20 protein-coding genes are annotated in these 21,204 nt (G+C 69.9%); 10 read left to right on the top strand and 10 right to left on the bottom strand.

Features of this window, described 5'->3' with window-relative positions; all coding sequences use genetic code 11:
* Positions 1–119: 119 nt before the first annotated feature.
* Positions 120–1,895: an aa3-type cytochrome oxidase subunit I gene (gene ctaD, locus BKA14_RS16105; protein WP_184951751.1), complete on the top strand. Its 1,776-nt coding sequence runs from the start codon at positions 120–122 to the stop codon at positions 1,893–1,895.
* A gap of 15 nt (positions 1,896–1,910) precedes the next feature.
* Positions 1,911–2,252, top strand: coding sequence for an STAS domain-containing protein (locus BKA14_RS16100; protein ID WP_184951750.1), 342 nt, complete (start codon positions 1,911–1,913; stop codon positions 2,250–2,252).
* Here BKA14_RS16100 and BKA14_RS16095 read toward each other — a convergent pair.
* Both BKA14_RS16095 and BKA14_RS16090 read right to left on the bottom strand, forming a co-directional pair.
* Positions 2,230–2,586, bottom strand: a complete 357-nt coding sequence (locus BKA14_RS16095; RefSeq protein ID WP_184951749.1) for an anti-sigma factor antagonist — start codon at positions 2,584–2,586, stop codon at positions 2,230–2,232. The genes BKA14_RS16100 and BKA14_RS16095 overlap by 23 nt on opposite strands.
* Positions 2,587–2,654: 68 nt before the next feature.
* A complete protein-coding gene (locus BKA14_RS16090; RefSeq protein WP_184951748.1) occupies positions 2,655–3,818 on the bottom strand; it encodes a sigma-70 family RNA polymerase sigma factor in 1,164 nt (387 codons plus the stop codon).
* A gap of 165 nt (positions 3,819–3,983) precedes the next feature.
* Here BKA14_RS16090 and BKA14_RS16085 point away from each other — a divergent pair, with 165 nt between their 5' ends.
* Positions 3,984–4,568 (top strand): GAF domain-containing protein, encoded by a 585-nt coding sequence (locus BKA14_RS16085; protein WP_184951747.1) that lies wholly within the window; start codon positions 3,984–3,986, stop codon positions 4,566–4,568.
* A 1-nt stretch (position 4,569) separates the two neighbouring features.
* Positions 4,570–5,277 (top strand): GAF and ANTAR domain-containing protein, encoded by a 708-nt coding sequence (locus BKA14_RS16080; RefSeq protein WP_184951746.1) that lies wholly within the window; start codon positions 4,570–4,572, stop codon positions 5,275–5,277.
* A 15-nt stretch (positions 5,278–5,292) separates the two neighbouring features.
* Here BKA14_RS16080 and BKA14_RS16075 read toward each other — a convergent pair whose 3' ends face one another.
* The 3 genes from BKA14_RS16075 to BKA14_RS16065 are packed head-to-tail and all read right to left on the bottom strand — an operon-like array spanning position 5,293 to position 8,380.
* Entirely contained in the window at positions 5,293–6,108 is an 816-nt protein-coding gene (locus tag BKA14_RS16075) for a carbohydrate ABC transporter permease (protein WP_184951745.1), read from the bottom strand.
* A 2-nt stretch (positions 6,109–6,110) separates the two neighbouring features.
* A complete protein-coding gene (locus BKA14_RS16070; RefSeq protein WP_184951744.1) occupies positions 6,111–7,082 on the bottom strand; it encodes a carbohydrate ABC transporter permease in 972 nt (323 codons plus the stop codon).
* Between the two features lie 2 nt (positions 7,083–7,084).
* Positions 7,085–8,380: an ABC transporter substrate-binding protein gene (locus BKA14_RS16065; protein WP_184951743.1), complete on the bottom strand. Its 1,296-nt coding sequence runs from the start codon at positions 8,378–8,380 to the stop codon at positions 7,085–7,087.
* Positions 8,381–8,591: 211 nt separating this feature from the next.
* Between BKA14_RS16065 and BKA14_RS16060 the strand changes: the two genes are divergently transcribed.
* Positions 8,592–9,824 (top strand): endo-1,4-beta-xylanase, encoded by a 1,233-nt coding sequence (locus BKA14_RS16060; RefSeq protein WP_184951742.1) that lies wholly within the window; start codon positions 8,592–8,594, stop codon positions 9,822–9,824.
* Positions 9,825–9,830: 6 nt separating this feature from the next.
* Here BKA14_RS16060 and BKA14_RS16055 read toward each other — a convergent pair whose 3' ends face one another.
* From BKA14_RS16055 to BKA14_RS16045, 3 genes are all read right to left on the bottom strand, one after another.
* Positions 9,831–11,498: a glycoside hydrolase family 43 protein gene (locus BKA14_RS16055; RefSeq protein ID WP_239093737.1), complete on the bottom strand. Its 1,668-nt coding sequence runs from the start codon at positions 11,496–11,498 to the stop codon at positions 9,831–9,833.
* Between the two features lie 56 nt (positions 11,499–11,554).
* Positions 11,555–12,991: an endo-1,4-beta-xylanase gene (locus BKA14_RS16050; protein ID WP_184956773.1), complete on the bottom strand. Its 1,437-nt coding sequence runs from the start codon at positions 12,989–12,991 to the stop codon at positions 11,555–11,557.
* Positions 12,992–13,404: 413 nt separating this feature from the next.
* Entirely contained in the window at positions 13,405–14,898 is a 1,494-nt protein-coding gene (locus tag BKA14_RS16045) for a non-reducing end alpha-L-arabinofuranosidase family hydrolase (RefSeq protein WP_438861886.1), read from the bottom strand.
* Positions 14,899–15,206: 308 nt separating this feature from the next.
* Here BKA14_RS16045 and BKA14_RS16040 point away from each other — a divergent pair, with 308 nt between their 5' ends.
* The 4 genes from BKA14_RS16040 to BKA14_RS16025 all read left to right on the top strand — a co-directional run bounded on the left by BKA14_RS16040 (position 15,207) and on the right by BKA14_RS16025 (position 19,484).
* Positions 15,207–16,631, top strand: a complete 1,425-nt coding sequence (locus tag BKA14_RS16040) for a sigma-70 family RNA polymerase sigma factor (protein ID WP_184951740.1) — start codon at positions 15,207–15,209, stop codon at positions 16,629–16,631.
* Between the two features lie 426 nt (positions 16,632–17,057).
* Positions 17,058–17,846, top strand: coding sequence for a polysaccharide deacetylase family protein (locus tag BKA14_RS16035; protein WP_184951739.1), 789 nt, complete (start codon positions 17,058–17,060; stop codon positions 17,844–17,846).
* A 3-nt stretch (positions 17,847–17,849) separates the two neighbouring features.
* Positions 17,850–18,917 (top strand): LCP family protein, encoded by a 1,068-nt coding sequence (locus BKA14_RS16030; protein ID WP_184951738.1) that lies wholly within the window; start codon positions 17,850–17,852, stop codon positions 18,915–18,917.
* A 291-nt stretch (positions 18,918–19,208) separates the two neighbouring features.
* Positions 19,209–19,484, top strand: coding sequence for a hypothetical protein (locus BKA14_RS16025; RefSeq protein WP_184951737.1), 276 nt, complete (start codon positions 19,209–19,211; stop codon positions 19,482–19,484).
* Here BKA14_RS16025 and BKA14_RS16020 read toward each other — a convergent pair.
* Positions 19,474–19,854, bottom strand: a complete 381-nt coding sequence (locus BKA14_RS16020) for a hypothetical protein (protein WP_184951736.1) — start codon at positions 19,852–19,854, stop codon at positions 19,474–19,476. The genes BKA14_RS16025 and BKA14_RS16020 overlap by 11 nt on opposite strands.
* A 221-nt stretch (positions 19,855–20,075) precedes the next feature.
* On the opposite strand from BKA14_RS16020, the gene BKA14_RS16015 reads away from it, so the two are divergent.
* Positions 20,076–20,822 (top strand): isocitrate lyase/phosphoenolpyruvate mutase family protein, encoded by a 747-nt coding sequence (locus BKA14_RS16015; RefSeq protein WP_184951735.1) that lies wholly within the window; start codon positions 20,076–20,078, stop codon positions 20,820–20,822.
* Between the two features lie 91 nt (positions 20,823–20,913).
* On the opposite strand, the gene BKA14_RS16010 is transcribed toward BKA14_RS16015, so the two are convergent.
* Positions 20,914–21,201: a hypothetical protein gene (locus BKA14_RS16010; protein ID WP_184951734.1), complete on the bottom strand. Its 288-nt coding sequence runs from the start codon at positions 21,199–21,201 to the stop codon at positions 20,914–20,916.
* Positions 21,202–21,204 lie beyond the last annotated feature (3 nt).

Raw genomic sequence — 21,204 nt, 5'->3', positions numbered from 1 at the left:
CGACCTGAAACAAGATCAGAAGCGGAATTCCGGATTACTTCGAACGGGTACGTTTGCGGCGGATCCGCAGGGGTAGGCGCGCGGCCGATGCCCCCTTTGGACCTTGAGGAGTCGCTGCCGTGACCTCAGTAACCCCCCGTCCTGTGGTGACGCGGCCCTACCCGGTACGGCGGCAGGTCAAGGGGTCGGCGCTGGCCCGGATCCTGCGGACGACCGACGCGAAACAGATCGGGATCATGTACATGGTCACGTCTTTTCTGTTCTTCCTGGTCGGCGGGGCGATGGCGCTGCTCATGCGGGCCGAGCTGGCCCGCCCCGGCATGCAGATCCTGTCGCCGGAGCAGTACAACCAGATGTTCACGATGCACGGCACGATCATGCTGCTGTTCTTCGCGACGCCCATCGTGTTCGCCTTCGCCAATTACGTCGTCCCGATCCAGATCGGCGCCCCCGACGTGGCCTTTCCCCGGCTCAACGCGTTCGCGTACTGGCTCTACCTGTTCGGCGGCCTGACCGCGTTGTCGTCGTTCCTCACTCCCGGCGGCTCGGCCGATTTCGGCTGGACGGCGTACGCGCCGCTGAGCGATTCCCTGCACTCACCCGGGCCCGGCCCCAACATGTGGGTGATCGGCCTGGCCCTGAGCGGCCTGGGCACGATCCTGGGCGGCGTCAACATGATCACCACGATCCTGACGCTGCGGGCTCCCGGCATGACCATGTTCCGGATGCCCATCTTCACCTGGAACATCCTGCTCACCAGCCTGCTGGTGGTGCTGGTGTTCCCGTTCCTGGCGGCGGCCCTGTTCGCGCTGGCCGCCGATCGCGTGCTCGGGGCGCACGTGTTCGACGCGTCGACCGGCGGGCCGATGCTGTGGCAGCACCTGTTCTGGTTCTTCGGCCACCCCGAGGTGTACGTGGTGGCGCTGCCCTTCTTCGGCATCATCACCGAAGTCATCCCGGTCTTCAGCCGCAAACCCGTGTTCGGCTACAAGGGTCTGGTCGCGGCCACGCTCCTCATCGCGGGCCTGTCCATGTCGGTGTGGGCGCATCACATGTTCGCCACCGGCCAGGTCCTGCTGCCGTTCTTCAGTCTGCTCAGCTATCTGATCGCTGTGCCCACGGGCATGAAGTTCTTCGTCTGGATCGGCACGATGTGGCGGGGGCAGATCAGCTTCGAGGCGCCGATGCTGTTCGCCCTCGGCTTCCTGGTCACCTTCCTGCTGGGCGGGCTGACCGGGGTGCTGCTGGCCTCCCCGCCCATCGACTTCCACGTGCACGACTCGTACTTCGTGGTTGCGCACTTCCACTACGTGCTGTTCGGCACCATCGTGTTCGCCGTGTTCTCGGGCATCTACTTCTGGTTCCCGAAGATGTTCGGCCGCATGCTCGACGACCGCCTCGGCAAGGTCCACTTCTGGCTGACGTTCGTCGGCTTCCACGCGACGTTCCTGGTGCAGCACTGGCTGGGCGCCGAAGGCATGCCCCGCCGCTACGCCGACTACCTGCCCGACGACGGCTTCACGACGCTCAACACGGTCTCCACCATCGGCTCGTTCGTCCTCGGCGCGTCCACTCTGCCGTTCCTCTACAACGTGTGGAAGTCGTACCGGATCGGTCAGGTCGTCACGGCCGACGACCCGTGGGGCCACGGCAACTCCCTGGAGTGGGCGACGTCGTCCCCGCCGCCGCTGCGCAACTTCGACCGCATGCCCCGCATCCGGTCGGAACGGCCGGCCTTCGACGCGAAGTTCCCCGAGCTGGCCGCGGGCGGCCAGTCACCCGAGGGGCCGCCGGAGGGCGGCGCACGCCCGGGAACGGCGGAGTCGCACGGCGGCAGCCGCCACCCGGACGAATCCGGCCGGCGGCAGACGGCCGGCACCGACGAGCGCGACTGAGGCGGGGTGATGCACATGGTGGACGACGGTTCGCCGCTCGACGTCCGGCTGCGCGAGCGGGACGGTGATGCGATGGTGGTGACGGTGACCGGTGAGGTCGATGCCGACAATAATGATCAACTAAGGCAGCAAATCCTGGACCTGATTCCCCGCGGCGCGGCCGATGTCGCGCTCGATCTGAGCGGGCTGAGCTTCCTCAGCTCGGCCGGTATCCAGACGCTGCTCGAGTGCCATGAGAAGGTCTCGCGGCAGGGCGGGCGGTTCGTCGTCAGCCGTGCCCACGATAACGTCCGGCAAGTGCTGGTCATCTGCGAGCTGACGGAGTTCTTCCAGCTCACAGCGGCTGATGCTCGGTAGCGGCGGCCTCCGGTTCGGTAGTGACCGCCAGGATGTGGTGGACCCCGCTGATCTTGATGACCTGCAACACGATTCCCGCGGCGTTGACGACCCGGAACGCGCACCCGCGCCCCGCGGCGGCCGCACGTCCGTGCAGCAGGGCGCGAATACCGGCGGCGGCCAGGAACGAGACCCGTCGCAGGTCGACGACGATCTCCACCACGTCGGCCTGCCCGGCGGCGTTGGCCATCACGACGACGAGGCCGTCACTGGTGTCCTCGTCGAGTTCACCTCCCACCATCAGCCGGTACACACCCGCTCCGTCGTTGCGCTTGGTCACGGCAAAGGGCGTCACTGAGGGTTCCTCCGGGCAGAATGTGCCGCTGTGGCGCGGCCGGGACGGAATGGCCGATCAACGGAGGATCAAACGTTGCCGTCCGCTGTCATCATCGGGCCCAGCCCGGCCACCGCGGCCATCTGACGCAGGAGCGGCGGCGCGGCCACGATGCTGACGGCGACGCGACGGACGCGGCCGGCGTCGTAGGCGTTCCGCAGCGCCCAGGCTCCGGCCGCGGTCAGCAGCGGCACTCCACCGAGGTGGATCTCCACCACGGTGCCCGCGGACGCCCGGCCGATCACCCGCAGCAGGTCGCGTTGCAGCGGGTCGGCGTTGTCGCGATCGACCTCGCCGAGCACGACGACCCGTACGGATCCGGTGGCCGTCCGGCGGATGTCCAGAACCGGGCCCGCACCGGGCGTGCCGGCTCCGTCGGGCTGCCAGGCCGGCACCTCGTCGGTCAGCATGGCCGTCCGCAGCCAGGCCAGAGTGCGGTTGATCAGCCGGGACACGTGCATCTGCGAGATGCCCAGCTCGCCGGCGATCTCCGACTGGGTGCGGTTGCCGTAGTAGTGCTGGACCAGGATGTGTTTGTCCCGCGGGGACAGCCGATCGATCAGGCGGCGCAGGGTCAGCTGGTCGGCGACCAGTTCGAGGTCCCGGTCGGAGCCGCCGAGCAGATCACCGAGGGCCGTGCCGGAGTCGCCGACGGGCAGGCTCAGCGACATGGGCCGATAGCCGGCGCGGGAAGCTGACGCCTCGGCCAGCTCGGCCACGGTGACGCCGCAGCGCGCCGCCAGTTCGGCCTCGGTCGGCGGCCGGTGCAGCTCCGCGGTCAGCGCCTCGGCGGCCCGCGCGGCCACCCGCGACAGGTCCTGCAACCGGCGCGGCACCTGCATGCTCCAGGTGTGATCACGGAAATGGCGTTTGAGCTCGCCGTCGATGGTGGTGACCGCGTACGCGGTGAACGATCCACGCTGCGGGTCGTAGCGGTCGATCGCCTTGACGAGGCCGAGCCGGGCCACCTGCTGCAGGTCGTCCGAGGACTCCTGCCGGTGCCGGTAACGGGCCGCCAACCGGGCCGCGAACGGCAGCAGCCGGCGGATGACGTCGTCGCGCAAGCGGCGCGCCAGCACCGGATCGAGTCCGGCGCGTTCGCGGACGTACTGCTCGGCGATGACGTCGAGATCGTCGGAAAGCTCGACCGGCGGAAGCATCCGGGTCGAACTGCCACTGTGGTCCGTGAGCATGCGTCACCCTCCGTGACACCAGGCTCCGCGGACACAGGGCGAAGAGGTCGTTGAAAACTCACACTAGCCGCATTGCGCCGGATCGACACCTCAGGGTCACCCGTTTCGTCTCCGGCAGGCCGGGCAACCCCGCCGGGTCCCGATCCTCGCCCGGAAGGAAAGACTGTGCCCGTAGACCACCGTGCGCTCTCGTCGTCCCTGGGCGGCCTGTTACGAGCCGTGGACCTCCCGGTTACCACCGGCAGCGCCGCGCTGGTCGGCCACCTCAACGGGGTGCTGGAGGCGGCCCAGGACGTGCTGCAGATCGACGCGACCGGCCTGATGCTCCTCGACGAGGACCAGCACCTGCGGCTCGTCGGCGTCTCCGGACCGGCGGCGGAGACCCTGGAACGCGGCCAGCTCGAGCAGGGCCAGGGGCCCGGCATCGACTGCGTCGCGCGGAACACAACCGTGGAGGTCGGTGACCTCGGTGGTGCCGGGGCGTATGCCGGGCTGTGGGAGTGGCTGACCGCGCACGCGGGTGACGGCCACCCGGCGCGGTCGGTGTTGTCGGCGCCGGTGCGGGTCGCGGGCGCGGTCGTCGGCACGCTCAACGCCCTGCGGACGGGGCCGCAACCGTGGACTGCCGACGACATCGCGGCCGCGGAGGCGTACTCCGGGATCATCGGGGTGTTGCTGCGCCTGCAGTCCGGGAGCGGCGGAGGGCCTCTGCGTCCCGGGCGCCCGCCCGAGCCGGCCGGGGGGCGTTGACATGCCGCCCGTCGATCCCGAATCCCTCGCGAGCAGTCTGCGCCGCCTGGCCACCGGCCCCGAACACGACGTCACCGCCGCGATCGACGAGGCCGTCCGGGCCTGTGCCGCGTTGTTCTCGGTGAGCGGCGGCGGGCTGATGATAGTCGACGAGAACAGCACGCTGCACTACGTCGCGGCCAGCGACGAGCGTGGACACGTCCTCGAGAAGGCGCAGTCCGCCACGGGCACCGGTCCCTGCGTCGAAGCGTTCGTCCGCGACGAGGTCGTGGTCGCGAACGACCTCCGTTCCGACCCGCGGTGGCCTGAGGTGACGCCCGTGCTGACCCGCGAGGGTGTGCTCGCCGTGCTGGGCTGCCCGCTGCGGCTGGGCGGCGTGCCGGTGGGCACTCTCGACGTCTACCGCAACGAACCGCACACCTGGGACGAGTCGGAGCGGACCGCGCTGATCCGCTACAGCGAGGTCATCGAGGCGATGCTCAGCACCGCCCTGAATGCCCAGCGAGCGGGGGAGCTGGCTGGTCAGCTCCAGTACGCGCTGGACTATCGGGTGGTGATCGAGCGTGCCGTCGGCTACCTGATGGCCCAGCACCGGGTGGACTCCGTCACCGCCTTCAACGTCTTGCGCAGCACCGCCCGCGACCAGCGGCGCAAAGTCGCCGACGTGGCGCAGGAGCTGCTGGACACGGGCACGATCACCCGGCGCTGAGCGATCACGGCGGGGTCAGCCCTTGACCGCGCCGGTCAGGCCGCCGACGATGCGCCGCTCGAACAGGCTGAAGAAGACCAGCGCCGGGATCATCGACAGTGACGTGAAGGCCAGCACCCGGGCCGTGTCGACCGAGTACTGCGAGGCGAAGGCCTGCACCCCCAGCGGCAGGGTGAACGTGTCCTGGTCGTTGAGGATGAACAGCGGCAGCAGATAGCTGTTCCAGCTGCCGATGAAGGCCAGAATGCCGGTGGTGATCAGGCCGGGCACCGACAGCGGCAGCACCATGCGCCAGAAGAAGCCGAGCCGGCTGCACCGGTCGATCATCGCGGCCTCCTCGATCTCCTTGGGGATGGCCCGCAGGAACGGGACCAGGATGATGATCGTGGTCGGCAGCCCGAAGGCGATCTGGGGCAGGATCACCCCGGGCAGCGTGTTCACCAGGCCCAGGTTCTTGATCAGGATGTAGAGCGGAGTGATGGCGACCGTGGCCGGGAACATCAGCCCGGCGGCGAACAACGCGTACATCGCCCCGCGGCCGCGGAACCGGTAGCGGGCCAGCACATAGCTGGCCATCACGCCCAGCGTGACGACGGCGACGGTCGTGACGACGGCCGCGATCGTCGAGTTGCCGACCTGGCGCCAGAAGGCGTCGCTGGCCAGGATCTCGGTGTAGTTCTCGGTCACCCACGGGTCGGGCAGGCCGGCCGGCGAGACGGTGATCTGCGAGTTGGTCCGGAACCCGCCGACGATGATGTAGATGACCGGCCCGAGCATGAGGCCGATCAGCAGCAGCGCGACGAGGTACACGATCGGGGTGCGCCGGGCCATTGCTAGCTTCCTCCGGTGAGGGCGCCCTCGGTGTCGCGGCGCAGCACGAAGCGCTGATAGATCAGCGCGATGACCATCGAGATGATGAAGAGCACGACCGCCACGGCGTTGCCGTACCCGTAGTTGGCCGCGTTCCGGCCCTCGACGACCATGTAGGTGGCCATGGTCGAGGTGCCTGCGGTCGAGGCGACGTACTGGCCCCAGATGATGTAGACGAGGTCGAACAGCTGCAGCGATCCGATGATCGACAGGAACGCCCAGATGCGGATGGTCGGGCCGAGCAGAGGCAGCGTGATGTGCCGCTGGATCTGCCAGAACGACGCGCCGTCGACCGCCGCCGCCTCGGACAGCTCGTCGGGGATGTTCTGCATGCCGGCCAGGAACAGGATCACCGCGAACCCGACGTACTTCCAGGTCAGGATGAACATCAGTGACCAGATGGCCAGCTTCGGGTCGGCCAGCCAGTCCGCCGTCAGTCCACCCAGTCCGATCGACTCGAGGATGTCGTTGCCCGCGCCGTTGGTCTGCAGGATCAGCGCCCACGCCGTGCCCGTGATGACCTCGGAGATCACGTACGGGACGAAGATGAGCACGCGGATGACCGACTGACCCCGCATCCGCCGGTTCAGCAGCAGGGCCAGCGCGATCGCCACCGGGCCCTGCAGAACCAGGGACAGCACCAGGATCTCGGCGTTGTGCCACAGCGCCTCGTGGAACGCCGTGTCCTGCAGGATGGTCTTGTAGTTGTCGAGCCCGACGAAGTTGGTCGGGACGCCGTAGCCCTTCCACTTGTAGAAGCCGTAGTAGGCGGCCATCAGCACGGGGAAGATCACGAAGCTGACGAAGACCAGGATCGCCGGGCCGGACAGCGCCGCGATCTCGAGGCGCTGTCCCCAGCCGATGCCGCGGCGGCGAGGGCGCAGCGGAGGCGGCGCCTGGACGCCACCTCCGCTCCGCAGACGGGTGACCGTCACGCTCAGCCCTTCTTGGCCGCGTCGTTGGTGGCCTTGATGATCCCGGCGACGTCGCCCTTGCCGGCGAGCAGGTTGACGACCCCGACGTTCAGCGCGTTGCCCACGTTCTGGCCGTAGATCGTGTCGAGCCACTGCGAGACGTACGGCGCCTTGTTGTAGGCGTCGAGGACGGCCTTGAGGTAGTCCTCGGTGACCGCGCCCTGCGCCTCCTTGCTGACCGGCAGCGAGTTGAAGGCCTTGTAGTACGCCTCCTGCAGGGGCTTGGTGAGGATGTAGTTGAGGAAGTCGGCGCACTCCTTCGGCGCCTTCTCGGAGCACGAGAAGCCGTCGGCGCCGCCCATGATGGCCGCCGGGTCACCCTGGCCGCCGGACACCGCGGGGAAGGGGAAGAAGCCCAGGTCGGGCAGCGGCTTCTTGTCCTTGGTGAGGCCGGCGATGACGCCCGGGTCCCACGAGCCCATCAGCTCCATGCCCGCCTTGCCGTTGGCGACCAGGCCGGCCGAGCTGCCCGCGCCCTGCTGGGCCGAGGTGGTCAGGAAGCCGTTGTTGAAGGGCTGGGTGTCGGCGAACGCCTTGAGGTCGTTGCCGGCCTTGGTCCAGCAGGGATCGGTGAAGTTCTTGTCCTTGGCCGCGGCGTCGAGTGAATCCTTGCTGCATGCGCGCAGGGCGTAGAAGTAGTACCAGTGGGCGGCCGGCCAGGCGTCCTTGGCGCCCAGGGCGATCGGCGTTCCGTTGGCCTTGAGCTTGGCTGCGGCCGCGGCCAGCTCCTCCATCGTGGTCGGCGTGGCCGTGATGCCCGCCTTCTTGAAGATGTCTTTGCTGTACCAGAAGCCGCCGGGAAGGATCGACACCGGCACCGCGTACGTCTTGCCGTCGAGCTGCCCGGTGCCGAGGGCGGCATCACCCACCGCGGCCTTGGTCTCCGGGGTGACGAGGTCGGTGATGTCCTTCAGCTGACCCGCCTCGACCATGGCCGCCATCTTGCCGCCGCCGCGCTGCAGGAAGATGTCGGGCGCCGATCCCGAGTTCAGCGACGTCTGCAGTTTGCCGTCCAGGTCCTCGTTCTGGATCGACTGGATCTTGATCGTGACGTTCGGGTTGACCGTCTTGAAGTCGGCCACCGCCTTGTCCCAGAACGCCTTGCCGGGACCGGTGGTGGAGTTGTGCCAGAGCGTCATCGTGACGTTGCCGCCCGAGCTGGAATCGCCGCTGTCGTCGTCGCCGCCGCTGCAGGCGGCCAGGCCCGCAGTGCTCAAGGTCAGGGCGGCAGTGATGGCCAAAAATCTTCTGGGTGCCACGAAGTCACCTCTCGGAACCGAAAGTTTCGGAGTGTTTCCGGAATGTGAAGCCAAGCTATGAAGTGATCAATGTGCATGTCAAGATGTTCAACACGATGAGGTGGAAGTGTTGTTAACGCGCACTTCCCGAACTCTCGGCTGCCCGTCGGACTGAAACGTTTCGCAAACCTTCGGAAGTTCCAATTTCCCAGTACACGGCAGGGGGTCCGCAGTGACGGCACCACAGATCGACCACCGGATCGGCGCAGCCGCAGTCACCGTGCTCGACACCGAGGGCCGGCCGCTGAGCCATCGCGACGTCGTCGTCGAGCAACGCGCCCACGCCTTCTCGTTCGGCAACATCGGCTTCGAGCTCATCCCCATGGCGAACGGGGAAGCCGGCCCGTCCACGGCGAACGCCGGCCTGTGGTTCGACGTCTTCAACACGGCGACCCTGCCCTTCTACTGGGGTCCCTTCGAGCCGGAACGGGGGCGGCCCGGCACCGAGCGGCTGCGCCGGACCGCGGAGTGGTTCGCCGCCCACGGGTGCCGGGTCAAGGGCCACCCTCTGGTGTGGCACACGCTGACGGCCGACTGGCTGCGCGACCGCCCGGCCGACGAGGTCGAGGCGGCCGTTCGCGCGCGCATCCGGCGGGAGACGGCCGACTTCGCCGGCGTGATCCAGGCCTGGGACGTGGTCAACGAGGCGGTGATCATGCCGGTGTTCCGCAACGAGCGGCATCGCAACGCGATCACGCGGCTGGCCTGGGAGCGGGGCCGGCTCGCCCTGATCCGCCTCGCCTTCACCGAGGCCCGTGCGGCCGGACCGGCGGTGACGCTGCTGCTCAACGACTTCGACATGTCCCCGGCGTACGAGTGCCTGATCGAGGGTGTCCTCGAGGCGGGCGTCCCGGTCGACGCCATCGGCCTGCAGAGCCACATGCACCAGGGCTATTGGGGCGAGGAGAGGACCCTGGCCACGATCGAGAGGTTCGCCCGGTTCGGGCTGCCCATCCACTTCACCGAGACCACGCTGCTCTCCGGCGAGCTGATGCCGTCCCACATCGAGGACCTCAACGACTACCAGGTCCCGTCGTGGCCGTCCACGCCGGACGGCGAACAGCGGCAGGCCGACGAGATCGTGCGGCACTACCGCACCCTGCTCTCGCATCCGGCGGTTCATGCGATCACCTACTGGGGTCTGTCGGACAACGACGCCTGGCTCGGTGCCCCGTGCGGGCTGATCCGGGCCGACGGCACCCCCAAACCCGCCTATGAGGCGTTGCGGGGCCTGATCAAGGGGGAGTGGTGGCTGCCGCCGACGACGATGCGCACCGACGCCGCCGGACACGTGGAGGTGCGGGGCTTCTACGGCGAATACCGGCTGAGCGCGGCCGGCCGCGCCGCGTCCTTCCCCGTCACCCTGCCCCGAACCGACGTGTCCCTGCGCCTGCAAGGCTCCTGAGCGGCGTCAGGACGCGCGATAGGCCGCCCGGTCGAAGTCGGCGTAGCCGCCCTCGGCGCCCAGGTCCTGCACCCAGAGTCCGGCGAAAGCCCCGGTGAACCCCCATGCCTCCGGTTCGCCGGGCACGATCGTCGCCGCGTACTCGTCGGACAGGGTGGTGGCGTCGAACGCGCGGCCCAGGTCGTACCAGACCGGTGTCTCGCCCGGGTTCGTCGTGTAGGCGAAGGTCAGCAGCGGCCCGTCCAGGCGCAGGCGCAGCCCGACGCGCGGGATGCCGTCGACGACTGTGCGCAGACCCGGCGCCGTGGTGACCCGCCCGCTGTCGCAGACGAGCAGATCGAGCACCGGGGTGCCGTCGTCGTCCGCCGTCAGGTGCAGGTAGTACCAGTTGCGGGTGTTGTAGTAGGCCGTGATCCCGGCCAGCTGGCGGGCGTTGCGGGGCGTGAACTCGCACGTCGCCTCGAACGTGCACCGCCGGGCTGTCACCCGGCGCGCGACCAGGCTCGGCCGGTGCCGGGCCATCGGTGACCGGCCACCGTGGATGCGCAGATGCGAGGGACGCGCGGACAGGTCGACCCAGTCCGGCGTGGCCGGGCGGCGCAGGGTCGACCAGTTGGGCCCGAGCACGGGCGCGTCGAAGTGGTCGTCCTCCAGCAGCTCGGAAGAGGGTGGGCGGGTGGTGAGCGCGGTGCCGGCCGGGGCCGGGACCAGCTCGGCGGGCACTCCGTCGGAGATCCGGGGCCAGGCGCCGTCCGCCCATTCCACCCTCTGCAGCGCGGCTTCCCGGCCGAGGACACAGCGCCCGTACGGGGTGTAGGGCCGCGCCACGAGGTGCGCCAGGTACCACTCGCCGGCCGGCGTCTGCACGAGGCTGCCGTGCCCGGCCTTCTGCAACGTCAGCTCGGGCCGCCCCGACGAGGTCAGCAGCGGTCCGCCCGGATCCACCTCGTACTCGCCGAACAGGTGCCGCGACCGGGCCACGGTGACCTGGTGGGCCCAGCTGGTGCCACCCTCGGCGGTGATCAGGTAGTACCACCCGTCCTTGCGATAGACGTTGGGTGCTTCCGTGAGGCCGGCGCCGGTGCCCGTGAAGATCAGGCGGGCCGGGCCGGTCAGGCGGCGCTCGTCCCGGTCGTACCGCTGGATCTCGATGCCCCCGAAGCGGTCGCGGCCGGGCCGCCAGTCCGCGCGCATCGACAGCATCCAGGTGGTGCCGTCCTCGTCGTGGAACAGCGACGCGTCGAAGCCGCGACCGTGCAGCACCACCGGGTCCGACCACGGGCCGGCCATGCTGGGCGCGGTGACCAGGTAGTTCTGCGGGTCCCAGTAGCCGCCCGCGAACGTGGCCACGTCGGTGTAGAGCAGATGGAACAACCCATGGGCGTACGTGAGGTTGGGCGCCCAGATGCCGCAGGAGTCGGCGGCCCCGGTCAGATCGAGCAGCCGCGTCTCCGTCAGCACGCCGCCGAGCGGCTGCCAGTGCACCAGGTCGGTCGAGTGATGCACCCGTACGCCCGGGAACCACTCGAACGTCGACGTGGCGATGTAGTAGTCGTCGCCGGCCCGCACGATCGACGGGTCCGGGTGGAAGCCGGGCAGCACCGGGTTCCGGATCATCCAACGGTCCGTCCCGTCGTCGCCGACGGGGGAGAGACCGGGCTGGGCAAGCGTCATGAAAAATCCTCCACCGGTGGTGGCGCGGCGGCGCCGGGGCCGCCGCGCCGTCGCGGTCAGCTCAGGCTGAAGCGCTGGTTGGCCTGGCCGTTGCAGTCGTAGATCTGGACCTGCTGGCCGTTGCCGGTGCCCCACACGTCCAGGCACCGTCCGGACTGGACGCCGGTGATGGTGCCGTTGCTGTTGACGTTCCACTGCTGGTTGGCCTGGCCGTTGCAGGCGTAGATCTGCACGGCCGAGCCGTTGCCGGAGCCGGCCGCGTCGAGGCATCGGGAGCCGTACACGGTCAGTTGCCGGCTCGACGTGAGCGTCCACGTCTGGTTGCTCGCGCCGTTGCAGTCATAAAGCTGAACCCGGGTGCCGTTGTTCTGCGTCGCGCCCGGCACGTCGATGCAGCGGCCCGATTGCGCGCCCAGAATCCTCGTGCCGTTGCCCGAGGGCGGCGGCGTGGTGGTCGGCGGGGGAGTCGTGGTGGTCGGCGGAGGAGTCGTGGGGTTGGTCGGTCCGGCCGCGTTGAGGGCGTTGAGCACCGACGTGTAGGCGGCCTTCTTGTTGCCGTTGCCGTCGAACAGCAGCGGGTTCTCGCTGGAGCGCCACGAGTCGCTGTCCCGTACGCCCCACACGGTGATGCCGATGCAGCGCGCCACGTTGAGGCAGGCCTGGGTCAGCCCGGCGTACTGGGACGTCGAGGAGTTGGTGACGTCGACCTCGGTCAGGGCCACGTCCACGCCGAGCGCGGCGAAGCTGGACAACGTGGTCTGGAAGTTGCCCGGCAGTGAGCTGCCCCCGGTGAAGTGGGTCTGCAGCCCGACGCAGTCGATCGGCACGCCCCGGGACTTGAAGTCACGGATCATGTTGTAGACGCCCTGCGTCTTGGCGTACGTCCAGTTCTCGATGTTGTAGTCGTTGTAGCAGAGCTTGACCGACGGGTCGGCGGCGCGAGCCGTGCGGAACGCCACCTCGATCCAATCGTTGCCGGTGCCCTGCAGGTTGGAGTTGCGCCGGCTGCCGTTCTCCTCGAACGCCTCGTTGACGACGTCCCAGGCGGCGAGCTTGCCCTTGTAGTGGGCCATCACGCCGTTGATATGGTCGATCATGGCCTGGCGCAGGGTGCCGCCGCTGAGGTTCTGCATCCAGCCCGGCTGCTGCGCGTGCCAGGCCAGGGTGTGGCCGCGCACCTTGAGGCCGCGCTGGGTGGCCCAGTTGTAGATCTGGTCGCCCGCGCTGAAGTTGAACTGGCCACGGTTGGGCTGGGTGGCGTCCGGCTTCATCTCGTTCTCGGCCGTGATCATGTTGAACTCACGGGCGGCGATGGTGCTGTACGTGGAGTTGCTGAGCCGGCTGGCCGCGATGGCCGTGCCGAAGTAGCGGCCCGATTGCGCGGCCGCGGCGCCCAGGGTGCTTTCGGCGGCGCTCGCGTCCGGCATCACCGCGATCACGCCCGCGGCCGTGACGGCGGCGACCGCGCCGCTGAGCAGCAGTCGGAGCCGCATCGAGCGGCGTCGGGGATTGGCTGCCACAACAGTCTCCCTTCTCGGTTCCGTGTTCCGGGCAGGGGGCAGCGCACAGTTCTCTGCGGTGCGGGAAGGTGCGCGAGCCCGGAGCAAGAACGACAGGCTTCGATTTCGCGTCATGGTGGCACGAGAAACACCGGCGAAACAATATGTTCCGGAAAACTATCGGAAGTTGCTGTCTCGGCAGCTCCCGGCCATCAGGCGTTGAGCTGGGCTTTCACGGTAATTCCGGATCCGCTGGACGGGCGACTCGGTGCTGCGGGCGAGGTCAGGTGGATCTCTCTCCGAAACTTCCAGCTCTGATGATGCTGCGAAAAACGAACGGTGAAAATCTGTTACGCCGGAGGGTCCCCGTACGGCCGCGGACGCGCCGGCCGTACGGGGAAACGGGGTCAGCGCTGACGGGTCAGCAGACCCGGCCGGTACGGCCACTGGCCGTAGTCGCCGCCCGAGCCCGGGGCCCGGCCCTGGTACAGCAGTTGCAGGTTGCAGGGGTCGACGGTCATGGTCTGGTCGGCGCTGGTGCGCAGCAGCTCGCCGTGGCTGATGTCGTTGGTCCAGGTGGCGCCGCTGTTGGCCTTGCCCGCGAACGGGTTGCTCTGGGTGGCCGCGTTCGGCGTCCACGAGCCGTTCAGGCTGGTGGCGGTGAACGAGCGGAAGTAGCGGCCGTTGGAGCCGTCGGCCTCGACGATCATCAGGTACTGGTTCTGACCCTGTACCTTGTACACCTGCACCGCCTCGAAGAGGTTCTGCGGGGTGTCGCTCATGATCGTGGTGTACGAGGAGCCGAAGTTGCCGGGGAAGTTCCCGATCGGCATGCTGGCCCGGTAGATCTTGCCGTTGTCGCCGGCGAAGAACAGGTACATGTTCTGGCTGTCACCGATGATCGTCTGGTCGATCGGGCCGGTGGGCGAGCCGGTGATGCTGCCGGTGAACAAGGGCTGCGCCGCGGACCAGCCGTTGGGGTTGGTCGGGTCGTTCGACGTGCGGTACATGAACGGGGCCGCGCCCCACTGGTAGGTCAGCACCCAGATGTTCTTGGGCGCGAAGAAGAACAGCGACGGCGCCACCGCGCGCTGGCTCATCGCGTTCTGCGACGCCGAGCCCATCTGCGACCAGCTCGAGAACAGGCCGAAGTTCATCGAGCCCCAGTCGCTGCCGGTGCCGACACCGTGCGTGGTGGCGTACACGAGCTGCTGGCCGTTGTAGGGCGCGACGGTGAAGTCCTTGAGCGACGCCCAGCCGGACCTGGGCTGAGCCAGCGCACCGGTCGACGACCAGCGGTACGACGACGGCAGCGTGCAGGAGCCCGACGGCGGCGGTGTCGTCGGCCCGGAGCCGCCGCCGACGCGGACCAGCTGCCACTGCTGGTTGGCGCCGTTCCAGTCGCTGTACTGGACGATGTTGGCCCCGTCGGCTGTGGAGCCGCCCTGCACCTCGACGGCCTTGCCGCTGTTGCGGTTGATCAGCTGGATGTAGCCGTCGACGTCCTGCACGCTGAACTGCTGGTTGGTGGTGTTGTTGTCGGTCCACTGGACGATCTGGCCGCCGTCCGCGGTCGACAGGTTGTAGACGTCGAGCACCTTGCCGGACAGGCGCGACTTGAGGCGGTACTGCCCGCCGCCGGAGTCGACGAACTGCCACTGCTGCTGGGTGCCGTCGTTGCGGGTCCATTGAGTGATGCGGGCGCCGTCGGTGGTGGCCAGGTTGTAGACGTCGAGGGCCTTGCCGCTGGTGCGGTTGACCAGCACGTACCAGGCGCTGGTGTCGATGGTGGCGGCGTACGCGGCCGGGGCGTTGACGGCCGCCAGCAGGCCGCCGGCCAGGGCGGTGACGAGGCCCGTGGCCGCGGCGAGCCATCGGCGGCGGGTTCGGGACAAAGGCACGGAGGTCCTCCCGGGGGAATGACAAGGGGGATATCGGCGGGCCGATACACAAGGGAAAATGAACGTTAACAAGCTCGACCCGGAAAGTGCTATCCATCGATAAAAGCGGCTCGTATCACCGTTTTTCAGTGCCATTTCCGGTCCATTTGCAGTGATCATTGAAAGATTGGCACTGAACTTTTGTTATGCCGATCCGCCGGTCAAAGTCCGGTCGACGCCGGCGGGCGTCCGCCTTGAACGGCGCGGTGAGCGCTCTTACGATCCGGTCGCAGCGGTAGTGTGAGCGTTCACCGGAATGAGGGCAGCTGATGAAGGTTCAGCCTCGGCGCGACCTCGGCGACGTCGTACGCGCGGCCCAGACCGGCGACCGCGAGGCCCTGGACGAACTGGCCCGTCGCTACCTGCCGATCGTCTACCACCTCGTGCAGCCGGTGGTGGACGACGAACAGGTGGACGACGTGGTGCAGGACGTCATGGTCCGCGCCCTGCGGCAACTGGGCGACCTGCGCTCGCCGGACAGCTTCCGGTCCTGGCTGACCGTGATCGCCGTGCACGAGATCGGCACCCACGTGGCCCGCGAACGCCGCACGGCCGGGCGCGCGACCCCGCTCGGCGCCGGGATCGACCGCCCCGACGCGGCGGCCGACGTGGAAGGCCCGGCCGTGCTGCGGGTCGAACTGGCCGGCCAGCGCCGCCAAGTGCGCCACGCCGCGCAGTGGATGGGCCCGGCCGAACGCACGGTGTTCGCGCTGTGGTGGCTCGAACTGATCGGCGAACTCACCCGGGCCGAGGTCGCCACCGGGCTCGGCCTCGGAGTGACCCACACCGGCGTACGGATCCAGCGGATGCGCGAACAACTGGAGACGGGCCGGAGCATCGTCGCGGCGCTGGAGGCCCTCCCCGGCTGCGACGCGCTGGGAGACGTCGCCGCGGAGTGGGACGGACGCCCCAACCCCTACTGGCGCAAACGGATCGGCCGCCACGTGCGGTCCTGCCCCGTCTGCACCCGCGCGGCCCAGCACCTGGTGCCCGCCGACCGGCTGCTGCCCACGCTGCTGCTGCTCCCCGTGCCGATCGCGCTGGCCGGAGCCGCACTGGCCAAGACGGCCGCCATCACCCCCGCGCCGGTGGTCGCCTCCGGCCTCGCGCAATGGGCGGGCGGCGTGCTGGCCGCGCACCCCCTGGCCGCGGCCATCGGCGCCGGAGTTCTCGCCGTGGGCGTCACCGTCCCCGCCACCGGGTGGGCCACCGCCCCCGCGCCCCCACCCCGCACCGGCACAGGTTCCGGTTCGAGCGCCGCCCCGCCGCTGCGAACCGGGCCGGTGTCCCTGGAATCGGTGGCCACGCCCGGCCGCTACGTCACCGTGGCCGGAACGGACGGGATGCTCGAGCCGGTCACCACCGCTGAGGAGCGCAAGGACGCCACCCTGCAGGTGGTGGCCGGCCTGGCCGACCCGTCCTGCATCTCCTTGCTCGGCCCGCAGGGCCGCTACCTGCGCCACTCATCGTTCCGCCTGCAACTCAGCCCACCCGAAGGCACCGTCCTCTTCCGCGGCGACGCCACGTTCTGCCCCCGGCCCGGCGCGACGGCCGGCACCGTCTCGTTCGAGTCGGCCAACTACCGCACGTTCTACCTCCGCCGCGTCGGCGACGAACTCTGGGTCGACAAGTCCGACGGCACCGACACGTTCCGCACCGACAGCTCGTTCCTCATCCGGCCCCCGCTCGGCTGACCGGGACAACGGGAACACGGCAGTGCAGGGATCACCGTGAGCCGCGCCGGTGGGTCCTGAACCATCGGGGTGGTGCTCGCGGCCCTCGTCGTCCTGCGGTGGCTGATAGGTGACCTGGCCCGCGGCCGTACGGAAAACTCGCGCGGGCCGGCCGACGTGCGCGAAGTGATCGCGGTGCTGCGGGACGAGGCCCCGGTCGCCGACGGGCCCTCGACCGCGCGGACATCGAACCGATCGCCGGCATGGTCCGGGCCGAGGCCGACGTCCTGAACCGCCTTTGCGGTTACCTGTGCGGGCCAACTGTGAGAAAACACCGCCGTACGGGAGCCTCATCGATTCCTGACAACTCGTCACCAGACTTTCCGTACTTCGCGAACGGACCGCCGCTCCCTCTGCGGCGGCCGCGCGGAGCCGGAGGTGATGTCGATGACGCAACAACCGTGGACCGGCAGCCGGCGGGTGCTTCTCGCCCTCGGCGGGCTCTCCCTGCTCAGCGCCTGCGCCAAGCCGCCCCGGCCGGAACCGCAGCCCGCGGCGTCAGCGGTCACCCCGGCCACCTACCGGCCCTCGCCGACGCCGTCGCCGTCGCCCACGCCGACGGGCCCGGCCCGCATCCCGGTGCAGAAGGAGCCGCGTTACGTCGTGCCGGCCGGCCGGGGCGCGAAGGTCGTGGCGCTCACCTTCGACGACGGCCCGCACCCGGCATACACCCCGCAGGTGCTCAAACTGCTGCGCAAGCACCACATCACGGCCACCTTCTTCGTGATCGGGCAGGAGGCGGCCGCGCATCCCGATCTCGTACGGGCCATCGCCGCCGACGGGCACACCATCGGCACACACACCTGGTCCCACGTGGACCTCAAACGGCAGACCGCCGGACGCGTGAAGACCGAGGTGGGCCGCGCGGTGGACACCGTCGCCGCGACGACCGGGCGGGCCCCCGCGCTCTTCCGGGCCCCGTACGGGAGCTGGTCCAAAACGGCCTTCCAGGTGTGCGCGGCGCTGGGACAGACATCGATCGCCTGGGACGTGGACCCCCGCGACTGGGATAATCCCGGTGCGAGCCGGATCCGCTCGAAGATCCTGAACCAGGTCGGCAACCGGTCGATCGTGCTGACCCACGACGGGGGCGGCGACCGGTCCGAGACCGTACGGGCGCTTCGGGGTGTCCTGCCCGTGCTCCTCGATTCCGGCTATCGATTCGTGGGGGTGTGAGCGATGCGCCGTCGCTGGTGGCTGATCCTGTCCATTGTGGTCGCCGTGCTCGCCACCGGGTCGGTGGCCGCCGTGGCCGGGATGCGGGCGCTCTCCCATCGCTACGAGGACGCGGTCGACCGGGCCGATCTGCTGCCGCCCGCGCCGTCACGGTCCGCAGGCGCCCCGGCCGAGCCGCCCAAGGTCAAAGGGCCGATGAACCTGCTGCTCATCGGGTCGGACAGCCGCACCAAAGGTGAACCGGGGGACGGGCGCAGCGACGTCGTGATCCTGGTGCACATCCCCAAGTCGACCGGCAAGGCGTACGTGATCTCGATCCCGCGCGACACGTACCTGCCGATCGCCACGGAGGACGGCGAGCGCGGGCCCCGCAACAAGGTCAACGCGGCCTACGCCTGGGGTGGCGCGCCGCGGCTCGTACAGACGATCAACCGATTCACCGGCCTCACCGTCGACTGGCCGATGATCATCGACTTCGCCGGCATCCGCAAGCTCACCGACCTGGTCGGCGGCGTCGACGTGACCATCGACAAGAAGAGCGTGGACCGTTACCGCTTCCTGCCCGACGACAGCCCGTACCCGTCGGCGCCGTGCACCGACCCCCGCGGCCGGTCCCGCCGCTGCGTCGCCTTCCCCGCCGGTCAGGTGCACCTCGACGGTCAGCTCGCCGAGTACTACGTGCGGCAGCGCCGGGGCCTGCCCAACGACGACCTCGACCGGTCCAAGCGGCACCAGCAGTACCTGCGGGCGCTGGCCGAGAAGATCGCCGGCCAGAATCTGCTGACCGATCCGCGCAAGCTCGACGGGCTGGTCCGTACGGCGGCCGGCATGCTCACCGTCGACCGGCGCATGCCCGTGCAACGCCTCGCGTTCACGCTGCGCCACCTGCGGGCCAAGGACATGACGTTCATGACGGTGCCGATCGCCGAGAACCGCAACGTGCCGGGCGTCGGCGCGGTGATGGTGCCCGACGCGGACCAATGCCGCGACCTGTTCGCCGCGCTGCGGGCGGGCCGGCTGGACGAGTATCTGCGCGAGCACCCGCCCAACGACGTACGGCATGGCCGCTGAGCTTGATCTTCACGGCGGCGCCGGTTAGTGTCGCGCGCCGTGAGCCGAACCCGAGTTGCCTCCGCCGTGCTGGCCGGAATGTCCTGGCTGTCGCTAGCCGCGTGCGGCAGCGACGACGCCCCGACCTGGAAGGAACCCGCGGCTGGGGCCGGCGCTGCGCCCGCCTCGGCCGCACCGGCTGGCGAGGCTCCGGCTGGGGCAACCGCGCCGGCTGGGGCAACCGCGCCGGCTGGGGCGGCCGCGCCGGCCGACAAGGCCGTCTGCACGGCCGCGGACAAGGTGGGCAAGGCCATGAGCGCCCAACTGGTCGACTTCGTCGCCTCCGGTGCCACGGACGCCGCCGAGGCCAAAAGGATCCTCACCGTTTTCGCAGCCGGTCTGACCAAGGCCGCCGGATCCAGCGAGACGGAGGTGGGCGCGGCCGTCAAGGAGGTCGTGGCCCGCTCGTCCGAGGCGGCCGCCGCGGCCGACCCGATGACCGCGATCGAGCAGGACCCGAACTGGGAACAGGCCGGTTCGGACCTCACCGCCGCCTGCAAGACAGCCGGCGTGAAGATCAACTACTGACCCGCCACCCGGCGCGCCGGGGTCGGGTCAGGCGCGCGGGTTCGCCGAACAGTTCACCCTCTGCGCCCGCACCCTGTACGCGCCGGGCAGCTTCCTCGCCGACCAGCACGTCGTCGAGCTCGCCCTTCCCGCCGACGCCCCCATGCGGGCGCCTGAGGACTCGATCGGCTCGTCCGCCCAGGAATGCGCGATCCAGACGGCCGAGTTCCGCGTACGACGCGAGCTGCACCGGGCGCGTCCTGAACCCGACGACCGCGGCCGGCCAGGACCGGCTCGACCACCCCGGCCCGCGCGCGCCGATGGGCGGCCACGGCGTCGGCGAGATCAGCGTCACCGGCGGGCCGCGGCCGTCGCCGACGCGATGCACCACGCGGCCGGGATCCGGCTCCGCGAGCTGCCGCTGCCCCGCGGCCGGATGCTGCCGGCCCGGCTGGGCCGGGGCTGAGGTCAGGCGGACGATCCCGGTGCCGGGAGCGCGCGCCCGAGTGGGTCGCCGGGCGGTTGTCGTCGTGTCTTGCGCGCGCCGGGGTGGGTCGCCGGGCGGTTGTCGTCGGGGCGACGGCACTGTTTCTCGATCGGAGCTCGGAACGCATGACTGAGTCGCTTGTCGCCCGGGCCCGGAGGCCGGCCGCCCTGCACGCCGGCGGCCGCCCGCTCGTGCTGCCCACCCTGTGGGACGCGCGGTTGGCCCGGACGGCGGTCGCGGCCGGGTTCGAGGCGCTGACCATCGGCAGCCATCCGCCGGCGGGCTCGCGGGGCGCGCAGGACGACGAGGGGGAGACCTTCGCCGAAGTCGTCGCCGCGGTGCGGCCGATCGTGGCGGCGGTCGACGTGCCGGTCTCGGTCGACTTGGAGGCGGGCTACGGGCAGAGCCCGCCCGACCTGATCGCGGGCCCGCTCGACGCGGGCGCGGTCGGGCTCAACATCGAGGACACCGTGCATTCCGAAGGCGGGGCGCGCGCAGCACGCGGGAACACGCCGGCTACGTCGCAGGGCTGCGGGCAGCGGCGGATTCGGCAGGCGTGCCTTTGTGGATCAGCGGCCGCACCGACCTGTTCCGGCACGACGGCCGTGGCCGGGGAAGCCGTCCACCGGCTGCGGGCGCTCGTGCAGGCGGGGGCGAAAAGCGTCTACCCCGTCAAGATCCAGGACAACGACGAGCTGATCACGGTCGCGGTCGAGGCCGTGCCGGGCCCGGTCAACTGCACCGCCCACCCGGTCCGGCACGACCTGGCGCGGTTTGCCCGGCTCGGCGTCGGCCGGATCACCTACGGCCCGTTGCTGCAAGGGGCCCTGACCGAAGCCATGACGGAGATGATCGGCCCCTGGAGCCGCTGAGCCGGTTGCCCGCTGAGCCGGTTGCCGCTGAGCCGGGCGCCCGCTGAGCCGGTTGCCCGCCGGCCGAACCGGCCGGCGGGCGTTACCGGGGTCAAGGTGGTGACTGTGGACGGTCAGGGTCGTGGCCGGACGTCTCGTCCGGGCGGGGTGCCGGTGGCGGCCGCCCCGGGCTGCGGGGCGGCGGTGCCGAACGTGCGGTGGGGTCGGACGGTGGTGCGGGGCCGGACGCGTCGGGCCACGAGGCGGCGATGAGGTCGTCGAACTCGGCCTGAACCAGGTCGGGGTCATTGCTGACGAGTTCCGCGAACGCCTCGTCGAACCCGCGGTCCCACTCCGGGGACAGCGCGGTCCGGGCCCGCACCACCACGTTGTCGATCATGGC

It is taken from the genome of Paractinoplanes abujensis, from assembly GCF_014204895.1.
GTDB classification, from domain to species: domain Bacteria; phylum Actinomycetota; class Actinomycetes; order Mycobacteriales; family Micromonosporaceae; genus Actinoplanes; species Actinoplanes abujensis.
Note: the sequence above shows the minus strand (reverse complement) of the source record. Positions and strands in the feature narration are given on the sequence as shown.